Annotated in this window: 22 protein-coding genes; 3 read left to right on the plus strand and 19 right to left on the minus strand. The window is 69.0% G+C overall.

All coding sequences use genetic code 11. From position 1 onward, the window contains the following. Positions 1–43 precede the first annotated feature (43 nt). Together ACIQTU_RS12985 and ACIQTU_RS12990 are read left to right on the plus strand one after the other, a co-directional pair. Positions 44–223 carry a hypothetical protein gene (locus tag ACIQTU_RS12985; protein ID WP_400547742.1) on the plus strand — a complete coding sequence of 60 codons (180 nt, stop codon included), beginning with the start codon at positions 44–46 and terminating at the stop codon, positions 221–223. A 36-nt stretch (positions 224–259) separates the two neighbouring features. Continuing rightward, positions 260–691, plus strand: coding sequence for a GreA/GreB family elongation factor (locus tag ACIQTU_RS12990; RefSeq protein WP_400547745.1), 432 nt, complete (start codon positions 260–262; stop codon positions 689–691). Between the two features lie 48 nt (positions 692–739). Here ACIQTU_RS12990 and ACIQTU_RS12995 read toward each other — a convergent pair whose 3' ends face one another. From ACIQTU_RS12995 to ACIQTU_RS13080, 18 genes are all read right to left on the minus strand, one after another. Next, positions 740–1042, minus strand: a complete 303-nt coding sequence (locus ACIQTU_RS12995) for a transcriptional regulator (protein ID WP_292034477.1) — start codon at positions 1040–1042, stop codon at positions 740–742. Between the two features lie 4 nt (positions 1043–1046). Continuing rightward, positions 1047–1685, minus strand: coding sequence for a hypothetical protein (locus tag ACIQTU_RS13000; RefSeq protein WP_400547748.1), 639 nt, complete (start codon positions 1683–1685; stop codon positions 1047–1049). A gap of 63 nt (positions 1686–1748) precedes the next feature. After that, a complete protein-coding gene (locus tag ACIQTU_RS13005) occupies positions 1749–2966 on the minus strand; it encodes an acyltransferase family protein (protein ID WP_400547751.1) in 1218 nt (405 codons plus the stop codon). 147 nt (positions 2967–3113) lie between these two features. Continuing rightward, a complete protein-coding gene (gene ftsH / locus ACIQTU_RS13010) occupies positions 3114–5084 on the minus strand; it encodes an ATP-dependent zinc metalloprotease FtsH (protein ID WP_400547754.1) in 1971 nt (656 codons plus the stop codon). A gap of 53 nt (positions 5085–5137) precedes the next feature. Beyond that, entirely contained in the window at positions 5138–6355 is a 1218-nt protein-coding gene (gene tilS, locus ACIQTU_RS13015; RefSeq protein ID WP_400547757.1) for a tRNA lysidine(34) synthetase TilS, read from the minus strand. Positions 6356–6426: 71 nt separating this feature from the next. Further along, positions 6427–7269 (minus strand): tol-pal system protein, encoded by an 843-nt coding sequence (locus tag ACIQTU_RS13020; RefSeq protein ID WP_400547760.1) that lies wholly within the window; start codon positions 7267–7269, stop codon positions 6427–6429. A 44-nt stretch (positions 7270–7313) separates the two neighbouring features. After that, positions 7314–8465 carry a DUF3667 domain-containing protein gene (locus ACIQTU_RS13025; RefSeq protein WP_400547763.1) on the minus strand — a complete coding sequence of 384 codons (1152 nt, stop codon included), beginning with the start codon at positions 8463–8465 and terminating at the stop codon, positions 7314–7316. Between the two features lie 109 nt (positions 8466–8574). After that, positions 8575–9129: a peptidoglycan-associated lipoprotein Pal gene (gene pal / locus ACIQTU_RS13030; protein ID WP_400547766.1), complete on the minus strand. Its 555-nt coding sequence runs from the start codon at positions 9127–9129 to the stop codon at positions 8575–8577. A 165-nt stretch (positions 9130–9294) separates the two neighbouring features. After that, positions 9295–10668, minus strand: a complete 1374-nt coding sequence (tolB, locus tag ACIQTU_RS13035) for a Tol-Pal system beta propeller repeat protein TolB (RefSeq protein ID WP_400547769.1) — start codon at positions 10666–10668, stop codon at positions 9295–9297. 173 nt (positions 10669–10841) lie between these two features. Then, positions 10842–11720 (minus strand): hypothetical protein, encoded by an 879-nt coding sequence (locus tag ACIQTU_RS13040; protein WP_400547772.1) that lies wholly within the window; start codon positions 11718–11720, stop codon positions 10842–10844. Between the two features lie 5 nt (positions 11721–11725). After that, positions 11726–12187 (minus strand): ExbD/TolR family protein, encoded by a 462-nt coding sequence (locus ACIQTU_RS13045; RefSeq protein WP_400547775.1) that lies wholly within the window; start codon positions 12185–12187, stop codon positions 11726–11728. Positions 12188–12190: 3 nt separating this feature from the next. Then, positions 12191–12943 carry a protein TolQ gene (tolQ, locus tag ACIQTU_RS13050; RefSeq protein ID WP_400547778.1) on the minus strand — a complete coding sequence of 251 codons (753 nt, stop codon included), beginning with the start codon at positions 12941–12943 and terminating at the stop codon, positions 12191–12193. Positions 12944–13067: 124 nt separating this feature from the next. After that, positions 13068–13523: a tol-pal system-associated acyl-CoA thioesterase gene (ybgC, locus tag ACIQTU_RS13055; RefSeq protein ID WP_400547781.1), complete on the minus strand. Its 456-nt coding sequence runs from the start codon at positions 13521–13523 to the stop codon at positions 13068–13070. A gap of 3 nt (positions 13524–13526) precedes the next feature. Then, complete coding sequence (locus ACIQTU_RS13060) at positions 13527–13928, minus strand: hypothetical protein (protein ID WP_400547784.1); 402 nt, start codon at positions 13926–13928, stop codon at positions 13527–13529. Between the two features lie 75 nt (positions 13929–14003). Next, positions 14004–15035, minus strand: a complete 1032-nt coding sequence (gene ruvB / locus ACIQTU_RS13065; protein ID WP_400547787.1) for a Holliday junction branch migration DNA helicase RuvB — start codon at positions 15033–15035, stop codon at positions 14004–14006. Positions 15036–15231: 196 nt separating this feature from the next. Next, on the minus strand, positions 15232–15855 hold the full coding sequence (gene ruvA / locus ACIQTU_RS13070; protein ID WP_400547790.1) for a Holliday junction branch migration protein RuvA: 624 nt from the start codon (positions 15853–15855) through the stop codon (positions 15232–15234). Continuing rightward, the gene (gene ruvC, locus ACIQTU_RS13075; RefSeq protein ID WP_400547792.1) at positions 15852–16370 is read right to left on the minus strand and encodes a crossover junction endodeoxyribonuclease RuvC; all 519 of its coding nucleotides are present in this window, start codon (positions 16368–16370) and stop codon (positions 15852–15854) included. The genes ruvA and ruvC overlap by 4 nt, the downstream gene beginning before the upstream one ends. 72 nt (positions 16371–16442) lie before the next feature. Continuing rightward, positions 16443–17147, minus strand: coding sequence for an MgtC/SapB family protein (locus tag ACIQTU_RS13080; protein WP_400547795.1), 705 nt, complete (start codon positions 17145–17147; stop codon positions 16443–16445). A gap of 158 nt (positions 17148–17305) precedes the next feature. Here ACIQTU_RS13080 and ACIQTU_RS13085 point away from each other — a divergent pair, with 158 nt between their 5' ends. Then, positions 17306–17968, plus strand: coding sequence for a hypothetical protein (locus ACIQTU_RS13085; RefSeq protein ID WP_400547798.1), 663 nt, complete (start codon positions 17306–17308; stop codon positions 17966–17968). A gap of 18 nt (positions 17969–17986) precedes the next feature. On the opposite strand, the gene ACIQTU_RS13090 is transcribed toward ACIQTU_RS13085, so the two are convergent. Continuing rightward, positions 17987–18760: a YebC/PmpR family DNA-binding transcriptional regulator gene (locus ACIQTU_RS13090; protein ID WP_296175813.1), complete on the minus strand. Its 774-nt coding sequence runs from the start codon at positions 18758–18760 to the stop codon at positions 17987–17989. Positions 18761–18811 lie beyond the last annotated feature (51 nt).

Here is an 18811-nt window from a genome sequence, read left to right on the forward strand (position 1 = left end):
TCAGGATCGCGTTCGCCCACCGGCGCCCGCGAACATGCATGTCATGACCCATCGTCAAGACGATCCCCAGGACGTCGCTGCGCCCGCGCGCAGCGCCGACATCCTGCCCTTCAGGCGGCCCTCGCCGCCCGTCGACACGCCGCCGGTTTTCGCGCCCGAACCCTCGCTCCCGTCTGACGACATGAGCGACGACGGCGACGACGACGGCCCCTCGGCCGCCTGACGCCACTTTTTCTTCTATTCTACATCGAGAACCGACATGACCACCGCCAAGACCCGCGGCCGCCCTCCGGCCCTGCCCGCCATCGTCCTCAGCCAGGAAGATTTTGACGCCCTGGATCGCCTCGTCGGCGACCTGCCCGGCACGGGCCCCGCCGGCCTGCTGCAGCAGGAACTGGACCGCGCCAAGGTGTGCAAGTCCGCCGACATGCCCAAGGACGTGGTCGGTCTGAACCGCTGGCTGCACTACGCCGATGATCGCCACCCCGATGTCCGCCGCGTTCAGCTGGTCCTGCCGCGCGAGGCCGACATCGACGCCGGACGCGTCTCCATCCTGTCGCACGTCGGCGCCGGCCTGATCGGCCTCAAGGAAGGCCAGTCCATCGTCTGGCCCGACCCTTCGGGCGAGACCCGCAAGCTGACCCCGGTCCTTATCGAGGACGAAGACCCCATCGAGGCCGCCGCCCACTGAAAGTCCCTGCGCTGGTAAAACCCTTCTCCCCTTGCGGGAGAAGGGCGGCTACTTCCGCCCGATCAACCCGCCGAGCGCGTCCAGATAGGCGGCGAACGCCGCCCGTCCTTCCGGGGTGATGGCGATCCGGGTCAGGGGCTTGTTGTTCACGAAGCTCTTGCTGATGGCGACATAGCCCGCCTCTTCCAGCTTCTTCAGGTGGACCGACAGATTGCCCTGGGTCGCCTCCAGCACCGTCTTCAGCTCGGTGAAGTCCGCCGCCTCGACGTCGGCCAGATAGACCATGATCCCCAGCCGCATGCGGCCGTGGATGACCTCGTCAATCCGTCCAAAATCGTCCGCCAGACCCATGACGTCAGGCGGCCCTGGCGCCCGCGCGGGCGTCGCGGAACAGGACCCATCCCGGCAGGGCGAACAGCAGGAAGAGGGCTGCTGTACAGACGCCCAGATAAGCGACCGGCTGGCGCACCAGCAGGCCCAGGGCCACCGCCGTGACCCAGCCGCCCAGCGACACCGCCAGCATCCAGCCCTTCTTCTTCAGCACCCAGGCCACGTACCAGGCCGCCGCCTGCAGGGCGAAGACGATGGCGGCGTAGTAGAGCCAGACGGCGAAGTCCTGATCCCGCACCGCCCCCACCGCGAAGACGATCACCACGGCAGCGTTGGCCATGCCCGTGGCGCTGAAGGCGGCGTTCATGACCCGCGTCGCCTGCGGTCCGCGGTTGGACGGGCCAGCCTTGCGGTCCTTCAAAATGGCCCAGGTCAGGACCGCCAGAAAGGCGACGGTGATGCCGACGACGAAGGCCAGATTGGCCAGATCGGGCCAGCGGATCAGCCCGATCACCTGTCCGACATGGAACAGGCACTGCAGGCCGTACAGCAGCCCGCCCGCCAGATAGCAGATCGCCAGGGTCATCGGCGGTCGCCCGCCCCCTTCCACGATCGAACGCAGGAAGGCGAGGTCGGCTTCGGGCGTGCGGGACTTGTCGGTCATCGGGTGATTCCTGGCGCGACGCGGCTGCCCCCTCGGATGGACGCAGCCGCCAAGGTTGGCAAGCTATTCGGCGGCGACGGGGGCGGTCCGAGGCGCGGGATGGCGCCACGGCACGCGACGCCCGTTCAGCCACCGCCCCATCATCCCGTGGCGCACCATCAGCTCATAGCTTGCCAGGGACAGGGCCGTGACGCCGACCACGACGACAGCCAGCTTGACCGGCCAGACCAGGGTCCAGTCCTGCACCACCGCCTGCGCCGCCATCACCAGCGGCAGATGGACGATGTAGATCCAGTAGGAGGCGTCGGCCAGATAGCGCCGCACCGCGCTGTGTCCCGACCAGAACCTCAGCGCCAGACCGACCACGGCGAACATCGAGGCATAGGTGGCCACGCCAAAGGCCGCCGCCGTCATGGCCTTGGCCGCCGGATCGGTCATCGGCGTCAGCACCGGCGTCGGCCCGCCCGACAGCATCAACGCCGTCGTCCCCGCCCCTAGCGCCAGCCCTAGCCAGACCGGCGTCCAGGTCTCGATCCGCGCCAACAGGTCGCGACGGCGAGCCAGCAACACCCCCATGCCGAAGGCCAGCCCGAAACCGACCAGGGCCGCCGTCTCAGGCACCAGCCCCGCATCCGGCGTCGGAATGCCGAAGAAGGCGATCCAGTTCGGCTCGAACCACAGGGCGAACGCCAGCGGCGCGCCCAGCACCAGCGGCCCCCACGGCCCGATCAGACCGCCAGCCAACCGGTCCATCCCACGCCCTAGAGCGCCATTCCGATCCAGCCGGGCGACAACGACATGCCCGATCAACAGGGCGGCGTAGAACCACAGCAGCACCCACAGGAACCACAGATGGGTCAGCGGGATATTGGTCCAGTCATAGGTCGGCGGCGGCGGCGCGTCGGCGGCGGTCAGGCCGTGCAGCGAGGCGTTCCAGATCAGCACCGCCACGATCCCCGCCATTGCCGGCCCCCAGAAGGCCGCCAGCGGTCCGGCGATGCGGATCAGCCGGTTCTTGATGAACTCCGCCGCCCCGCGCCGCTTCAGCATCATGTGGCCGAACAGGCCGGCGATCAGGAAGAAGCTCGCCATGCGGAACAGATGGATGACGAAGAACAACCCGCTGGCCCAGACCGACGTATGGTCGTCGGCCACGATCCAGATCTGTGCGGGAAAAAAAGACAGGGTGGCGTGCAGCACCACCCCCAGCAACAGGGCCGCGCCCCGCAGCCCGTCGAGGCCATGCAGGCGTTCGGTTTGATCGAATTGGGATGCCGTCATGGCGTCCTCCTGTTTCGGATAACTCTACATCTCACAGACCAGTCTAAATTACAAACAAGTCTGCACAAACCGCATCGCGAGCCCTCACGCACGAAAAAGGGGCGGGCCTCACGGCCCGCCCCTCCTTGTTTCAGCCTGTCCGAAAGATCAGACGGTCGGCACGCTCGTCGTCGGGGCGGCGGCCGGTTCCGACGGCTTGGCCGTCTCGACCTCGACGCCGTCCGACACCGGCGTCACCGGCACCGAGACCGACGGCCCGGCGACCGTGTCATTGGCCTCGTCGCGGTTCGGGGCCACGCCCTTCTCCAGCAGGTCACGGATCTCATCACCCGACAGGGTTTCGTATTCCAGCAGGGCCTGGGACAGCTTCTCGTGGTCGCCCGCCTTGTCGGTCAGGATGCGACGCGCCTCGTCCCAGCCTTCGGTGACGATGCGCTTGACCTCTTCGTCGATGATCCGGGCCGTCTCTTCCGAGACGTTCTGGCTGCGCGACACCGAGTGGCCCAGGAAGACCTCCTCCTGGTTCTCGCCATAGGCCACCGTACCCAGCTTCTCGGAGAAGCCCCAGCGCGTGACCATGGCGCGGGCCAGCTTGGTCGCCTGTTCGATGTCCGAGCTGGCGCCCGAGGTGATGCTCTCAGGGCCGAAGATCAGTTCCTCGGCGACCCGGCCGCCCGCCATGATGGCGATGCGGTCGATCATCTGCTGGAACTTCATGGAATAGCGGTCGCCTTCCGGCAGTTGCATCACCATGCCCAGGGCGCGGCCGCGCGGGACGATGGTCGCCTTGTGCACCGGGTCGGCCATCTTGACGTTGATGGCGACGATGGCGTGACCGGCCTCGTGATAGGCGGTCAGGCGGCGCTCTTCCTCGTTCATGGCCATGGACTTCCGCTCAGAGCCCATCATGACCTTGTCCTTGGCGTCCTCGAAGTCGCGGTGCGTGACCATGCGGCGGTCCTTGCGGGCCGCCATCAGGGCCGCTTCGTTGACCAGATTGGCCAGGTCCGCGCCCGAGAAGCCCGGCGTGCCGCGCGCCAGGGTCTTGACGTTGACGTCGGCGGCCAGGGGCACATCCTTCATGTGGACGCGCAGAATGCGTTCGCGGCCCGAGACGTCGGGGTTCGGCACCACGACCTGACGGTCGAAGCGGCCCGGACGCAGCAGGGCCGGGTCCAGCACGTCAGGACGGTTGGTCGCCGCGATCAGAATGATGTTCTCGGACGCCTCGAAGCCGTCCATCTCGACCAGAAGCTGGTTCAGCGTCTGCTCGCGCTCGTCGTTGCCGCCGCCCAGGCCGGCGCCGCGGTGACGACCGACGGCGTCGATTTCATCGATGAAGATGATGCAGGGGGCGTTCTTCTTGGCCTGCTCGAACATGTCACGCACGCGGCTGGCGCCGACGCCGACGAACATTTCCACGAAGTCCGAACCCGAGATCGAGAAGAAGGGCACGCCCGCCTCGCCCGCCACCGCGCGCGCCAGCAGGGTCTTGCCGGTGCCCGGAGGGCCCACCAGCAGGGCGCCCTTGGGGATCTTGCCGCCCAGACGCTGGAACTTGCCCGGATCCTTCAGGAAGTCGACGACCTCCTGCAGTTCGTCCTTGGCCTCGTCCACGCCGGCGACGTCGTCAAAGGTCTTGCGGCCCTTGTGCTCGGTCAGCAGCTTGGCCTTGGACTTGCCGAAGCCCATGGCGCCCTTCGCCCCGCCCTGCATCCGGTTCATGATGAAGAACCAGAAGGCGATGATCAGGGCCACCGGCAGCAGCAGGCCCAGCAGGCCCGACCACCAGGGCTGGCGCGTGCTCTTGACGTCCACGGCGGCGCCGGCGGCCTGCATCTTGTCGACCAGGTCGATATTGGGCAGGGGCGTGACGGTCGTGAACTTGCTGTCGTTCTTGTAGACGCCCGTAACGGTGTCGCCGCGCACGGTCGCCGACTTGATCTCCTGGCCGTTGATGGCGGTGATCAACTGCGAATAGGTGATGGGATCGGGACGGCCCGCCGCCGCCGTCTTGGCGCCCGGCATGGCCGCACCGCCATTCTGGCCGATGGCGGCGTAGAGCGCGACCAGACCCAGCAGGATCACGCCCCAGATGGCGAAATTACGCAGATTCATTCGATCCTCGGTTTCTCGACGTGCGCCACGGGCCCCGTCGATCAGCAGTCTTTCTAGGAAAATAGGTCAGTCGGCGGCGTTTCGCCATGCATGGGGTGAAAGAGGTCGGCTTCCTGCGTCGTTTCGCCCAAGGCCAGGCGCAGACGCCGCGCCCCCAGGGCCCGCACCTCGGCCCCGCGCCAGGCCAGGATCGCCCCGCTTCCATCCTCGCGAACCAGCACCGGCAAGCTCCCCCGCGCCCCTGCCGGCAAGCCCGCGACCACCCGCCGGTCGGCGTCCGACAGCCGGACCAATCGCCCCGCCGCCGCCTCGACGCGCCAGCCCGGCTCGGTCGCAGCGATCTCGAACCGCCCGTCCCAAACCGCCGCCACGCCCGGCGCCAGCCGCACCGTCTCCTGCGGACGCCGCTTCATCTCCCCCGGCTCGCGCATCAGCCGCACCGACGCCCCCGCCGCCTCGACCCGCGCCCCCGCCAGCCCCGCCGAAAAATCCTCGCCCGCCGCCAGCCGCGCCTTCAACCGTTCCAGCCGCTCCCCGCGCGGCGGAACCGCCCCGCCCCCCGCGCACAGCAGCGCCGCCGCCAGCGTGGACGCCGACACATCGCGCGAAACCTCCAGCACCCCGACCCACGCGAAGCGCCCCGCCTCTCCCTCCCCTGCATGGGGAGGGTGGTCGCGCAGCGACCGGGCGGGGAGGGCGAGCGCCTCACCAGCCAGCGCCGCCCGCGCCCGACTGCGCCCGAACCGCTCATCCGCATTGGCCGGGTCCTCGACCCAGCCGACGCCGCGCCCCCGCAGATCTTCCCGCAAGCCCTTGCGCCGTTCGGCCAGCAGGGGCCGCAACAGCATCAGCCCCTGCCCCTGCGGCCAGACCGGCGAGGGCGACCACTCCCGCACCCGCCCCAGGGTCGAGCCCCGCGCCCGCATCCAGTCGGCCTCGGCCACGTCATCCAAAGTGTGGGCCAGCAGCACGACCCGCGCTCCCGCCGCCCGCGCCGCCTCGGCGATCAGCCCATGCCGCGCCACCCGGGCCCGCGCCGTCAGCCCGGGCCCAGCGACGGGCGCCTCCCAGCTCAAGGCCCGCCAGTCGGCCCCGACCTGCCGCGCGGCCTCGCCCGCGAACCGGGTCCAGTCCGCGCTTTGAGGGTTGAGATTGTGATCCACCGTCAGGGCCAGCAGCCGCCGCCCCCGCGCCTTCGCCCAGTCAGCGGCAAGGCGCAGCAGGGCCATCGAGTCGCCCCCGCCCGACAGGGCGACCGCGACCGGCTCCACCCGATCCGCATCCAGCCGCGCGTCCAGCCGGGCGAAGACCCGGCTGGTCAGGCCGTCGGCGTCGTCTGGCGTCAGCTGCAGTTCGCCCGCGTGCGCAGTTGCGTGGCGCGGGTCTTCTGCGCCGCCGTGGCCGTCTCGGCGTAGCGGCGGGTGAACTCGGTCAGGGCGCCGCAGGCCTGGGTGGCCCGGTCGGTGGCGCGCAGGGCCTCGGCCAGCTTCAGCGTCGTCTCCGGCGCCCAGGGCGTGCGCGGCCAGCCGTTCAGGGCGGCGGCGTAGGCGGGCACGGCGGCGGCGTTGTCGCGGGCGGCGACGTGCAGGTCGCCCAGGCGCGAGCTGGCTTCACGCGATTGCGGCGTATTGGGCCAGGTGACGATGACCGTCTCCAGCGCCCGCTGTCCGCGCGGGCCATCGGTCCCCAGCAGGCGCAGCGCCGCCGTCAGGTCCTGGGCCGCATCGCCGGTCGGTGAGTTGGGCGTGATCGGGCCGTTCATCTCGGCTTCTTCTTCCGCCGCCTTCTCGATCTTCTCGAGACGGGCCTCGGCGTCGCGCAGACGGCGACTCAGGGCGGCGTTGTCGCGCGTCGCCTCGTCCAGCTGGAAGGTCAGCCGCTCGCCGTCGGCGTTCACCCGCTGGAAGGTCTGCTCCAGGTCCGACAGGCGTCGGTCCATGATCTGCAGCTGGCCTTGCATGGCCACAACCTCGGGATCGGGTTCAACCACCACGGGCTGGCCGGCGGCGTTCCTCTGGGTCAGGGCGCGCTCCAGACGGCGGACGTTGCGGTCCAGCTGGTCCAGACGGCGCTTGTCCCACTGGACCGGCTCCATCGGCGCGACCTGGGCGACGACGGTGCCCCCGATCAGGGTCAGACCGATGGCCGTCAGGGCGGCGGATTTGGAAAAAGGCAGCTTCAGCATGTCTCAAGTCGTCCCATCGATTTGCGGCGCTCGCAAGGCCAAGGTCAGTGGCCGAGGCCCAGATAGATGATCGACACGATGAACAGGGTCGCGGCGATCTCGCAGAAGATCACCAGGGCCACCGTTCGCCACAGGGTCGAGAAGATCTTCAGGCTGTAGGCGCCCTTCAGCTGGGCGAACATGTGGACCGGCACGATCAGGCCCGCCACCAGCCCCGCGGCGGCCCCCGCCCCCTTGATCGTTGTCGCCACGATCACCACCGCCATCAGCAGCAAGGACATGAAGGTCAGCGAATAGAGGACGAAGACCCCGTGGTCGTACAGGGTGAACCCCCGCTTCCACAGGAACATCAGGGCCACGAAGGGGATGGACAGGGGCACCAGCAGGAAGGCGAATTTGTAGACCGTCTGTTGCAGCTTGTAGAGCGCCAGGTCCGGGTTCTTCAGCTTCTTGGCCACGGTCTTGGTCAGGCCGTTGACCTCGCCGTCCTTGCCCACGTCCGCGGCGATGTCCGCCACCTGGGCCTGCCAGCTGCCAGGCGCCAAACCGTCCTTGCGCCCCTCGACGGCGTCATGCTCCAGACGTTCCAGCTTGGCCTTTTCGCTGATGACCCCAGCCTGGGCGGCGGCCAGAACACCGGCGGCGACGCCGGCCCGCGCGCCGCTGTTGGGCGCAGGGGGCGCGCCGTCTGCGGGCTCCATCGCCGCGGCGGCGGCGTCGACCTCTTTCTGGGCGGCCGCGACGACCTGCTCGGCCTCAGCAATGGCCTCGCGCTGGGCGGCGATCTGCTCCGGCAGGCCCTGCAGCTTCACCTCCGAATGTGGCATGAAGCTGAGCGCGAAGAACATGACGAACAGCGTGAACAGGAACATGGCCAGGGGCGAGACATAGCGCGTGCGCTTGCCCTGCACCCATTCGCGCGTCAGCCGACCCGGATTGAGGATCAGCAGCGGCAGGGTACGCCAGAAGCGGCCGTCGAAATGCATGACCCCGTGCAGCAGCTCTTCGCCCAGATGCAGCAGGGTGCGGTGCACGTGCGCCGCCTGACCGCAGTTGGAGCAGAAGTTGCCGGTAACCTCGGCCCCGCAGTCGGCGCAGATCGTATGATGCTCGCCCGCCTGCCCGGTCGGCTTCTCGATGGCCCCTGCGATGATGCCGCCCGTCATGGCGCCGCCCGCTGCTTCCAGATCAATCACTCAGCTTCCCCCCGGATTCGGCGCGGACTTTGATCCGCTACGCCCTCAAAGAAAAGAGGCGCCGGCTGCAAAGCCGACGCCTCTCCTCATTCCGTTGCTTCCGCGGTGTTTAGCGCGGGGCGCCCGACACGATGGCGGTGTGGGCGTTGCGGTTCTGGGCCCAGGCGGACTCGTTCGAACCCTCGGCGATCGGACGCTCCTTGCCGAAGCTGATGGTGTCGATGCGGCCGGCGGGGACGCCGCGCTGGATCAGATAGGTGCGGACAGCCTCGGCGCGCCGGGCGCCCAGGGCCAGGTTGTATTCACGCGTGCCGCGTTCGTCGGCGTTGCCTTCGATGCGGACAGTGACCTGCGGATAGCGGGCCAGCCAGGCGGCCTGGGCGTCCAGACGCGGCTGGGCTTCCGGGCGCACCGAGTAGGAGTCCAGGTCGAAGTAGACGCGGTCGCCCACGTTGACGACGAAGTCCTGCTCCGAACCCGGCAGGGCGGCGCCGACGTTGCCGCCGGTGACGGGGCCGGTCGGGGCGGTCGGGTACTGCGGGCCGGTCGGCTGGGCCGGCTCGACCGGCACGGCGGGCTCGACCTTGGGCTTGGGCGCGCAGGCGGCCAGGGCGGCGACGGCGGCGCTGACGGTCGCCAGCTTGATCAGGGTCGAGGAATTCATCGGGGTCGTCTCCTTGGTGTTCATTCTGAGGACGGCGGCCTCAAAGCTTGGCTTTATTCGGCTCTGCTACCGTGCGGCATCCCGCCACGCCAGCCATGCCGAACCGTGATAACGCACAGTTTATGGGATGGGCTCCGCGCGTGATCTCACGAAGCCGTAACCCGGTTACGCCGGGCAGGAATCCGCGCCCTGACCGATGCCGAGCGTGGCCGGCGGAGCGTCCAGCAGGCCCGACCAGGCCGGGTCCGAACCGCGTCCGTCATAGCCCGCCTGCGCCACTACGCGACCCGACAGGTCGACGGTCCACAGGCGGGTGTCGCCGCCGGGGCTCTGGCGCGCGAAGGCGATGTAGCGACCGTTCGGGGCCCAGGACGGACCTTCCTCGAAGTAGCTGGACGACAGGATGCGCTCGCCGGTGCCGTCCGACTTCATCACGCCGATGTGGAAACGCCCGCCCGACTGCTTGGTGAAGGCGATCATGTCGCCGCGCGGGCTCCAGGCCGGGGCCGTATAGATGCCGCCGCCGCGCGAGATCGGACGCTGGCCCGAGCCGTCCGCCCGCATGGTGTAAAGGCGCGCCGAACCCGAGCGGTCCGACGTAAAGACGATCTGGTTGCCGTCCGGGCTGAACGACGGCGAGGTGTCGATGCCGGGATCAGACGTCAGGCGCGACAGCTGACGCGTGCGCAGGTTCATCACATAGACGTCGGTGTTGCCGCCGCGAATGATCGAGAAGGCGATCTTGGACCCGTCGTTCGAGAAGCGCGGCGCCAGCACCTGACCGTCGAACTCGCCCAGGCTTTCGCGACGGCCCGTCGACAGGTTGTACAGGTAGATGCGGCTGTAATCCTTGCCCAGGGCCACATAGGTGACCTCGTCCGGGTTCGACGCCGAGAAGCGCGGCGACATGATGATCTCGTCGCCCTGGGTCAGGAAGACGGGGTTGTAGCCGTCCTGATCGACGATGGTCAGACGCGACAGCTTGTTCAACTGGGTGCCGCTCTCCGACACGAACAGGACCCGCGAATCAAAGAAGCCCGCCTCGCCCGTCATGCGCTGATAGATGACGTCGGAAATCTTGTGCGCGATCCGGCGCCACTGCTCCGAGGTGGCGGTGAACTGATAGCTGACCAGCTGGCACTGGCGGTACGGATCATACAGGCGGAAGCCCACGTCCACCCGCCCGTCGGCGCGCGGCGTCACCCCGCCGTAGAGCACCGCCTGCGCCCCGATCGAGGTCCACTGCGGGAAGTTGGGCGCATTGGCCAGAGTCAGGCCGGTCTCGATGAAGCTGGCCGGGTTCAGCGGATCAAAGAAGCCCGAGCGCTTCAGGTTGCCGCTGATGACGTTCGAAATCTGAGGCCCGTTCTGACCGGTGAAGGGCACGATGGCGATCTGCAGAGGGCGCAGCACGCCCTGATCGATCTCGACCTCGACCGGCCCCGTCTGCTGCGCAGGCATGGTCGGCTGCGTCTGGGCTGTCGCCGGACCCGCCATCAGGACCGCTGCGGTCGAGGCGAGGAGAAGGTGCAGACGCATAGGGGGAACTCCCGGAAGTTGGACGGCTCGTCGGTCCTTATCGCCAGACCGTATGACAAAAACCAGTTTGTGAAAGACAAGCTTGCCCCGGAATGGGGCGACTTTCAGACTTTGACGCCGCCGCCGCTCAATCCTCCCCCGCTGCGCAGGGGAGGATCGCTGAGCTGCACGCCCTACCGGTTGGCGCAGGCCCGCTCGGTGTTGAAGGTCGGACGATAGGCTCCGCCGGGGAAGCCCGTCGGCACGTCGAAGGGCGCCGTCTGGCGCAGGGCGCGCATCGCTTCATCAGCGGCGGCACGATACACGTTGCTGGACTGCGGATTGATGAGGGTCGGCCCGCGCGTGATCCGTCCATCTGCGGACAGGGTCACGTCCATCTGGATCCGCAACTCGTCTCCACCCGGCATGTTGCAAACAATGAACACGTTCCAGTTGTCATAGACCTGGTTGAAGATGGCCGTGATCTGCGGCCCCGTCGCCTGACTGGCCTGCCCCGAGCCCTGCTGGCCCGTGGCCGGACGGCCCCGGTTCTGGGTCGGACGCGGCGGACCGGCCAGGGCGTCCAGGTCCAGACCGGGCGCGGGCTTGGCGGGCGCCGGGCGCGCCGGAGCCGGGGGCGTGGGACGCGCAGGCGCGGGCGGGGTCGGACGCGGCGGCGTCGGCGTCGGGCGCGGCGCGGGGGTCGGCGGCGTCGGCTTGGGCGGCGTGGGACGGGGCGTCGGCGCAGGCGTGGGACGCGGCGCCGGGGGCGTCGGAACCGGCCGGGGCGCGGGCGGCGTCGGCCTGGGCGGCGGCGGGGTCGGAGTCGGCTCAGGCGGAACCGGTTCCGGCGGCGTCTCGACCGGCGCGGTGGCCCCGTCCTCGGGCGAGGGCTCCGGCTGCGGGTTGTCGGCGGGCGCGGCGGCGATCTCGATGTCCGAGACGATCGACACCGGCACCGAGTTCACCAGCGGCTTGGGCTCGTCCTTCGACGACCACGAGACAAGGGCGAGCGCCACCACGCCGGCGTGCAGCGCGAGCGATCCGACAATGGCGGGACTGGGTCGACGCAAAGCCGTCAGCCCTCCGTCGTCTCGTCAGCGGCCGTGTCGGTGATCAGGTTCAGCTTGGTGAAGCCCGAGGCCGACAGACGCGCCATCACGCGGGCCACGGCCTGATAGGGGGCGCGGCCGTCAGCGCGGATGAAGACGGCCTTGTCGCGCGCCTTGTCGCCGCCCTCTTCGGCCACGCGGATCGCCAGGTTCTCCCAGCGGACCTCGCTGTCGCCGATGAAGATGGCCCCGTTCTGATCGATCGAGACCGTGATCGGCTTGTCCGTCGTCTCGACGGCGCTGGCCTCGGTCTTGGGCAGCTCCACAGGCACGCCGACGGTCAGCAGGGGCGCCGAGATCATGAAGATGATCAGCAGCACCAGCATGACGTCGACCAGCGGCGTGACGTTGATCTCGCTCAGCGGCCGCTTGCGCGCGCGGCGACGACCGCGCCCGCCCGAGCTTCCGCCTCCTCCACCCATCGCCATGGATCAGGCGCCCCGACGCAGGTTCAGGTCAGCAGACGGCGGCGGCGGCGGCGGCGGGGCCGAGGGCGCGCCCAGACGGCGGGCGATGGCCGACTGCAGATCGTCGGCAAAGGCTTCCAGACGCCCGGTGAACTTGCCCGCCGACACCGAGAAGGCGTTGAAGGCGATATAGGCCGGGATGGCCGCCGCCAGACCGATGGCCGTGGCGAACAGGGCCTCGGCGATGGCCGGGGCCACGGTCGTCAGATTAGTGTTGCCCGCCGCCGCAATGCTGTCGAAGGCGTTCATGATGCCCCAGACCGTGCCGAACAGGCCGATGAAGGGCGAGGCCGTGGCCACCACCGACAGCACGCCCAGACCGTTCTCGATCTTCTGGCTCTCGCGGGCGATGACCGAGTCCAGAGCGCGGTCGATGCGGGCGATCAGCATATTGCCCTGCGTGTCCGTCATGGCCCCGCGCGTGCGCGCCTCACGCCAGTCCTGCAGGGTCGACACCAGCATGCGCGGCAGGGGATCGACGGGCTGGGCGCCGGCCTGGGCCGCAACGTCTTCCAGCGAGCGGCCGCTCTCGACCTGCTTCTCGAACTCGGTGGCGCGGGCGTTCATGCGGGCGAAGCGCACGCCCTTGTCGATGATGATGGTCCAGGACCAGACCGAGGCCGCGGCCAGGCCGATCATCACGGTCTTCACCACCCAGTCGGCGGTCATGAACAGCTCGATGGGATTCAGCAGCGAAGCGTCGACTGGGGCGGTCATGCAGGGTCCTTGGATGGGTCCGGTGTCGTCAGCCCTTTTCGAGCGGGCCGACGTGGCGGTTTCATGGCGGCGGGTCTAGCGGTCGTCGGCTCCTGCGTCACGGGGGGCCGATCTGACAACCTCGTTATTGCGAAGCTTCACCGGAGAGCCACGGCGTCACCAACTCCACCAACCGCTTCGTCGGCCGCCGCGGGCGTCCGTCCAGATGGATGCAGACCGCCGTCACATCGGCCCGACACAGCACCTCGCCGTCGCGCTCGACCGTCTGGCGGATGATCAGGCGCGGCCCCCTGATCGCTTCATAGCGGGTCCGCACCACCAGGGCGTCGTCGATACGCGCCGGCTTGGCGTACCTGATGTTCAACTCCGCCACCACAAAGGCCAGCGGCTCGTCCTGATCCAGCAGTTCGGCGTGCCCCACCCCGGCCAACCGCAGGAAGTCCGACCGCCCCCGCTCGAAATAGCGGACATAGTTGGCGTGATAGACCAGACCGGTGAAGTCGGTGTCCTCGTAATAGACCCGCACCGGCAGCAGGTGATCCTGCCCGTCGAAACGGCCGGCGGTCGGTTGGTCGGTCATGGATCAGCCCTGAGCGGAAGTCGTCGCCGAGGCCTTAGCCGTCGGGGCGGCCGCGTTGAAGCCCGGACAGAACTGCGCCTTCATCTCCGCGAACTCGGCGCCCAGGGGATCATCGCCCATCAGGATGCGGTTGGGTCGCGAGACGAAGGCCACGGCTGCCTTCTGCCCGGCGATCCCGGCGTAGCCGCAGACGGCGCGGCGCTTGCCAGTCTCCAGATAGCGCACCTCGGCGCCCGGCCCCATCTGGGCCTTCACCTGGGTCAGGGCCCGTTCCGCCGGCGTCGCCTGCTTCGGCCCGAAGCGCGCGCCCTGACTGACGGCGACCAGACTCAGCGCGCCGAGCAGCAGCACCGCCGCGCCCAGCACGACGATCATCTGGTCCTTGCCGATCCCGCCTCGCGCCATCGCCCGTCTCCCTTCGCCACGGAGCATGGCCGGGTTTGACGAACGGGTGAAGCCCCTTTGCGAATCGCTTGCGATCTACTTCCCGAACAGATCCGGCGGCGGCGCGGCCTGAGCCTTCGGCGCCTCCAGCCCCAGATGCTCATAGGCCTTGGCGCAGGCCACGCGTCCGCGCGGGGTGCGCATGATGAAGCCCTGTTGCAGCAGATAGGGCTCGATCACGTCCTCGACCGCATCGCGCGCCTCGGCGATCGCGGCGGCCAGGGTGTCCATGCCCACCGGCCCGCCGCCATAGTTCTCGATCAGGGCCTTGAGGAAGCGCCGGTCCAGACTGTCGAGCCCCTGCTCGTCGACCTCCAGCCGCGCCAGCGCCCGCGCCGCCGCCAGCCGGTCGATCTGGCCGCCCTCGGCCTCGGCGAAATCCCGCACCCGGCGCAGCAGTCGCCCGGCGATGCGCGGCGTGCCCCGCGCCCGACGTGCGATCTCCATCGCCCCGTCCTCGGTGATGGCCGCACCCATCTTGCGCGCCGCCCCGCGGATCACCGCCGTCAGCTCCTCCGGCGTATAGAACTCCAGCCGCAGCGGAATGCCGAACCGGTCGCGCAGCGGCGTGGCCAGCAGCCCCGCCCGCGTCGTCGCCCCGACCAGGGTGAAGGGCGCCAGGTCGATGCGCACGCTGCGCGCCGACGGCCCTTCGCCGATGATCAGGTCCAGCACATGATCCTCCATCGCCGGATAGAGGATCTCCTCCACCTGCGGGGCCATGCGGTGAATCTCATCAATGAACAGGACGTCGCGCGGCTCCAGATTGGTCAGGATGGCCGCCAGATCCCCCGCCTTGGCCAGGATCGGCCCGGACGTCGCCCGAAAGCCCACGCCCAGCTCCCGCGCCACGATCTGCGCCAGCGTCGTCTTGCCCAGACCGGGTGGCCCGAACAGCAGGACGTGATCCAGCGCCTCGGACCGCGCGCGGGCGGCGTCGATGAAGACCTTCAGATTGCCCTTGGCCGCCGACTGGCCGACGAACTCGGACAGGGTCTGCGGGCGTAGTGCGCGGTCGTGCTTTTCGCCGGGCGCGGCGTCGGGAGCGATCAGCCGGTCATCCGTCATCGCATCGCTCCCACGCCGGTCCGCCTTACATCTTCAGGACGGCGTACCCCGCCGCCATGGCGACCAGTCCAACGATGAAAACGATGACGACCTGCAATTTCTTGTTCATTTTCAAACCTTGACTGCGTTTCAGAGAGGCCGCCGTCATAGGCCGCGTCGCGCGCGCGGAACAAGTTCCCCGCCCGAAGCGCGCGCCTCACCGTCCCAGCTCCTGCAGCGCCGCGCGGATCACCGCCGACAACTCCGCCTCGTCGCCCAGCCGGATCAGCGCCTGATCCACGGCCCGGCGCGCATTGACCTCGGCTATGCCCAGCCCCAGCAGGGCCGCGACCGCCTCGCCCGTCACGCTCGGCGGCGGCGGAGCGGCGGCGACCTCGGCGTGAACCCCCGGCGCGCTCGGCGCGAAATGCCCGTCGCCCAGAGCCTTGCCCTTCAGTTCGGTGACAATGCGCAGGGCCAGCTTCGGCCCCACGCCGTTGGCGCGCCCCACCGCCGCCTTGTCCTCGCGCGCCACGGCGCTGGCCAGTTCGCCCGGCGGCAGCACGTCCAGCACGCTCAGCGCCGCCTTCGGCCCCACGCCCTGAATGGCCAGCAGCAGGGTGAAGGCGCGGCGCTCGTCGCGCGAGAGGAAACCGTACAGACGCGGCCCCGCGTCCTCGCTCCATTGGCTGTGAATATAGAGGGTCGTCTCGTCGCCCGGCGCCGGCAGACGCCCCAGGGTCCGCGCCCCGCAGGTCGCCACATAGCCCACCCCGCCGCAGTCGATCAGGCATTCCGCCTCCCCGACCTCGGCCAGAACGCCTCTCAGACGACCGATCATGCCGCCCCCCTCAAACTCGCATTCAAACTCAGGCTCCGCCGATGGTGGGCGTGGGTGATGGCCACCGCCAGGGCGTCCGCCGCGTCCGCCTTCACCTCGCCCGCCGCAGGCAACAGCCGCTTGATCATGAAGGCCACCTGGCTCTTGTCCGCCTGCCCGGCGCCGACCACGGCCTTCTTCACCAGGCTGGGGGCGTATTCGGCCACGCTCAGTCCCGCCCTTGCCGGGGCCAGCATGACCGCCGCCCGCGCATGGCCCAGCTTCAGCGTCGAGGCCCCGTTCATGTTGACGAAGACCTCCTCGATCGCCGCCTCGTCGCAGCTATAGGCCGCGCAGATCGACCCGACCTCCTCCAGCAGATGCAGCAGCCGCTCCGGGAAAGGCGCCTTCTCGGCGGGCGCCACCACCCCGTGCGCGATCCAGCGCAGGCGGCTGCCCTCGCTTTCGATCACGCCCCAGCCGGTGCGGCGCAAACCGGGGTCCAGCCCCAGGATTCGAGTCGATACGTTCGTCATTCGTTCCAGTCATGCCCCAAACGAGGTTGACGAACAATGACCAGACGCTCGCAGAGCCCGCCGGCCGTCCCGTCAGTCGTCTCTGGGCATGACCGAGAACCCGGCCAGCCCGGCCTGCTCGCCCAGCCGCGCCGACAGGTCATGGACCCGCAGCGGCATCGCCCCACGCGCCTTGATATGGTGCTCGTGGATCTGGCCGTCGTGGCTGACCACATGGCCGATGCGCACCGACTTCAGCCCGCTGTCGCTCAGCAGGGCCCGCAGCTTCGTCTCATCCGGCACAGCGCCGCGCGCCCAGCGCAGGGTCACGTCGACCACCCCCACGTGCGGCAGACGCGCGTCGAGGAACCTCAGGATGGCCAGCACCAGCAGGGTCGCGCCCCCGGCCACCAGACCCAGGTTCCACATCCCGACCCCGAACATCACCCCGACCGCCGAGGTGGTCCACAGCGACGCCGCCGTGGTCAGGCCGTGGACGGAGAAGCCCTCGCGGAAGATGACCCCGGCGCACAGAAAGCCGATGCCCGTCAGGATGCCGTGCGCCATCCGCGTCGGGTCGATCACCAGCCTCTGATCCGGAAGAGCGACAAAGGCCCAGGTCGACTGATGCATGGCCGCCAGCATCAGCACGCAGGACGTCATGCAGACCAGGATATGGGTGCGGAACCCCGCCGGGTGCCCGTGGTAGGTCCGCTCAATCCCGATCAGGCCGCCCGCGACCATCGCCGCCGCCACCGGGGCGATCAGCGCCCAGTCCACCGTTCCGGCCATCGTCATGTCCGCCTCTCAAGCTGCACAGGACCGCCCACCGTGGACCGCGCCGCGCCCGGCCACAAGAGGGGGTCACAAGAGGGTGCGTCCACTCCGGCCACGCTTGCTCGCCCCCGCATCGAGGCGCATGGTTTAAAAATCTGCGATAGCCGAAAGGAGCCGCCATGCGCGCCGCCCTGTTCGTTGCCTCTCTCGCCTGCTTGCTGCCTCTCGCCGCGAAGCCCGTCGCCGCCCAGGAGACGCGGGAGCAGTTTATGGACCGCTGCACCATGGCTCTGGCCCGAACGGCCAATATGCAGAGCTACGCAGAGGGCGCCTGCGCCGAGCAATGGCCGAAGATCACCCGCGCCAATCAGATGGTCGACGCCATCCTGTCGGCCTTCGTCGCCGGCACGCCCTCAGCGCTCGACCCCGCCGACCTTCAGCGCCGCGCGTCCATGGTCCGCTGGACTTCGCCGTCGCAAGGTCGGTTGGCGGATCTGAATGTCGAGACCACGCGCACGCCCACGACCCGGATCATCTTCAACTGGTCGGCGACGGGCCAGCCTGTGCCCTTCGATCCGGTCGAGGCCCTTCGGGTACGCGGGGCCGAGGTCTATCCGATCGGCTGCTATGCCCTGGGTGCGGGCGAAACCAACAGCGTCTGGCGCGTCGATGCCCCGGGCCACGTCCCCTTCGCCCTGAGCGTCTACAGTCGCGAGGCGCCGACGGCCTCGGCCATGTCGTCCATCACCGTCAGCGCCGACGCCGAGCGCAACCTGCCGTCGCTCGACGACCTCAGGGCCGCCGAGCCGGATCAGGACTGGATGGAGACCTGCCCCGTCTAGGGGCAGGTCCCGGGACGATCAGCCCGCGTACTTGGCCGCGTCTTCGTCCGAGATGTCTTCGTTGGAATAGACCGACGACACGTCGTCCTCGGCGTCCAGGGCGTCCAGCAGCTTGAACAGGGTGCCGACGGCTTCGCCCGTGACCGGCACTTCCGATTGCGGCTTCCAGACGATGGCGGTCGACTTGGGGTCGCCCAGCACCTTGGACATGGCCTCGGCCACCTCGTTCAGGTCCTCATAGGCGGTCCAGATGGTGTGGCCCGGCGCGTCCTCATAGATGTCCGGCTTGACCAGATCGCTCTCGACGTCCTGGGCGCCGGCCTCGATGGCGGCCTCCATGACGGCGTCTTCCGTGCCGGCCTCGGCCTTGTAGATGATCTGGCCGACCTTATCCCACATGAAGGCGACCGAGTTCATCTCGCTCAGCGCGCCGCCGTTCTTCTTGAAGGCCGCGCCGATGTTCGAGGCCGCACGGTTGCGGTTGTCGGTCAGGGCCTCGACGATGATGCCGACGCCGCCGGGGCCCCGGCCCTCGTAGCGGACCTCTTCCATCGTATCGACGTCGCCGCCGGCGGCCTTGTTGATGGCGCGCTGGATGACGTCCTTGGGCAGGCTCTCGGCCTTGGCGTTATTGACCGCCAGACGCAGGCGCGGGTTCAGCGCCGGGTCGGGCATGCCGTTCTTGGCGGCCACAGTGATGTCGCGCGACAGCTTGGAGAACAGCTTGGAGCGCTGCGCATCGGCGCGCCCCTTGCGGTGCATGATGTTCTTGAATTTCGAGTGGCCGGCCATGGTTTCGTCTGCCAGATTTCTGAAACGTGAGGCGCGCCCTTTACTGGATGT

Origin of the sequence: Brevundimonas sp. NPDC090276, assembly GCF_044772165.1 — a bacterium.
Lineage (GTDB): Bacteria > Pseudomonadota > Alphaproteobacteria > Caulobacterales > Caulobacteraceae > Brevundimonas.

Bases quoted from the DNA above. Each gene is read 5' to 3' on its own strand.
- ACIQTU_RS12985 (WP_400547742.1), top strand. From the start codon at position 44: ATGACCCATCGTCAAGACGATCCCCAGGACGTCGCTGCGCCCGCGCGC.
- ACIQTU_RS12990 (WP_400547745.1), top strand. From the start codon at position 260: ATGACCACCGCCAAGACCCGCGGCCGCCCTCCGGCCCTGCCCGCCATC.
- ACIQTU_RS12995 (WP_292034477.1), bottom strand. From the start codon at position 1,042: ATGGGTCTGGCGGACGATTTTGGACGGATTGACGAGGTCATCCACGGC.
- ACIQTU_RS13000 (WP_400547748.1), bottom strand. From the start codon at position 1,685: ATGACCGACAAGTCCCGCACGCCCGAAGCCGACCTCGCCTTCCTGCGT.
- ACIQTU_RS13005 (WP_400547751.1), bottom strand. From the start codon at position 2,966: ATGACGGCATCCCAATTCGATCAAACCGAACGCCTGCATGGCCTCGAC.
- ftsH (WP_400547754.1), bottom strand. From the start codon at position 5,084: ATGAATCTGCGTAATTTCGCCATCTGGGGCGTGATCCTGCTGGGTCTG.
- ACIQTU_RS13020 (WP_400547760.1), bottom strand. From the start codon at position 7,269: ATGCTGAAGCTGCCTTTTTCCAAATCCGCCGCCCTGACGGCCATCGGT.
- pal (WP_400547766.1), bottom strand. From the start codon at position 9,129: ATGAATTCCTCGACCCTGATCAAGCTGGCGACCGTCAGCGCCGCCGTC.
- tolB (WP_400547769.1), bottom strand. From the start codon at position 10,668: ATGCGTCTGCACCTTCTCCTCGCCTCGACCGCAGCGGTCCTGATGGCG.
- ACIQTU_RS13045 (WP_400547775.1), bottom strand. From the start codon at position 12,187: ATGGCGATGGGTGGAGGAGGCGGAAGCTCGGGCGGGCGCGGTCGTCGC.
- tolQ (WP_400547778.1), bottom strand. From the start codon at position 12,943: ATGACCGCCCCAGTCGACGCTTCGCTGCTGAATCCCATCGAGCTGTTC.
- ybgC (WP_400547781.1), bottom strand. From the start codon at position 13,523: ATGACCGACCAACCGACCGCCGGCCGTTTCGACGGGCAGGATCACCTG.
- ACIQTU_RS13060 (WP_400547784.1), bottom strand. From the start codon at position 13,928: ATGGCGCGAGGCGGGATCGGCAAGGACCAGATGATCGTCGTGCTGGGC.
- ruvB (WP_400547787.1), bottom strand. From the start codon at position 15,035: ATGACGGATGACCGGCTGATCGCTCCCGACGCCGCGCCCGGCGAAAAG.
- ruvA (WP_400547790.1), bottom strand. From the start codon at position 15,855: ATGATCGGTCGTCTGAGAGGCGTTCTGGCCGAGGTCGGGGAGGCGGAA.
- ruvC (WP_400547792.1), bottom strand. From the start codon at position 16,370: ATGACGAACGTATCGACTCGAATCCTGGGGCTGGACCCCGGTTTGCGC.
- ACIQTU_RS13080 (WP_400547795.1), bottom strand. From the start codon at position 17,147: ATGACGATGGCCGGAACGGTGGACTGGGCGCTGATCGCCCCGGTGGCG.
- ACIQTU_RS13085 (WP_400547798.1), top strand. From the start codon at position 17,306: ATGCGCGCCGCCCTGTTCGTTGCCTCTCTCGCCTGCTTGCTGCCTCTC.
- ACIQTU_RS13090 (WP_296175813.1), bottom strand. From the start codon at position 18,760: ATGGCCGGCCACTCGAAATTCAAGAACATCATGCACCGCAAGGGGCGC.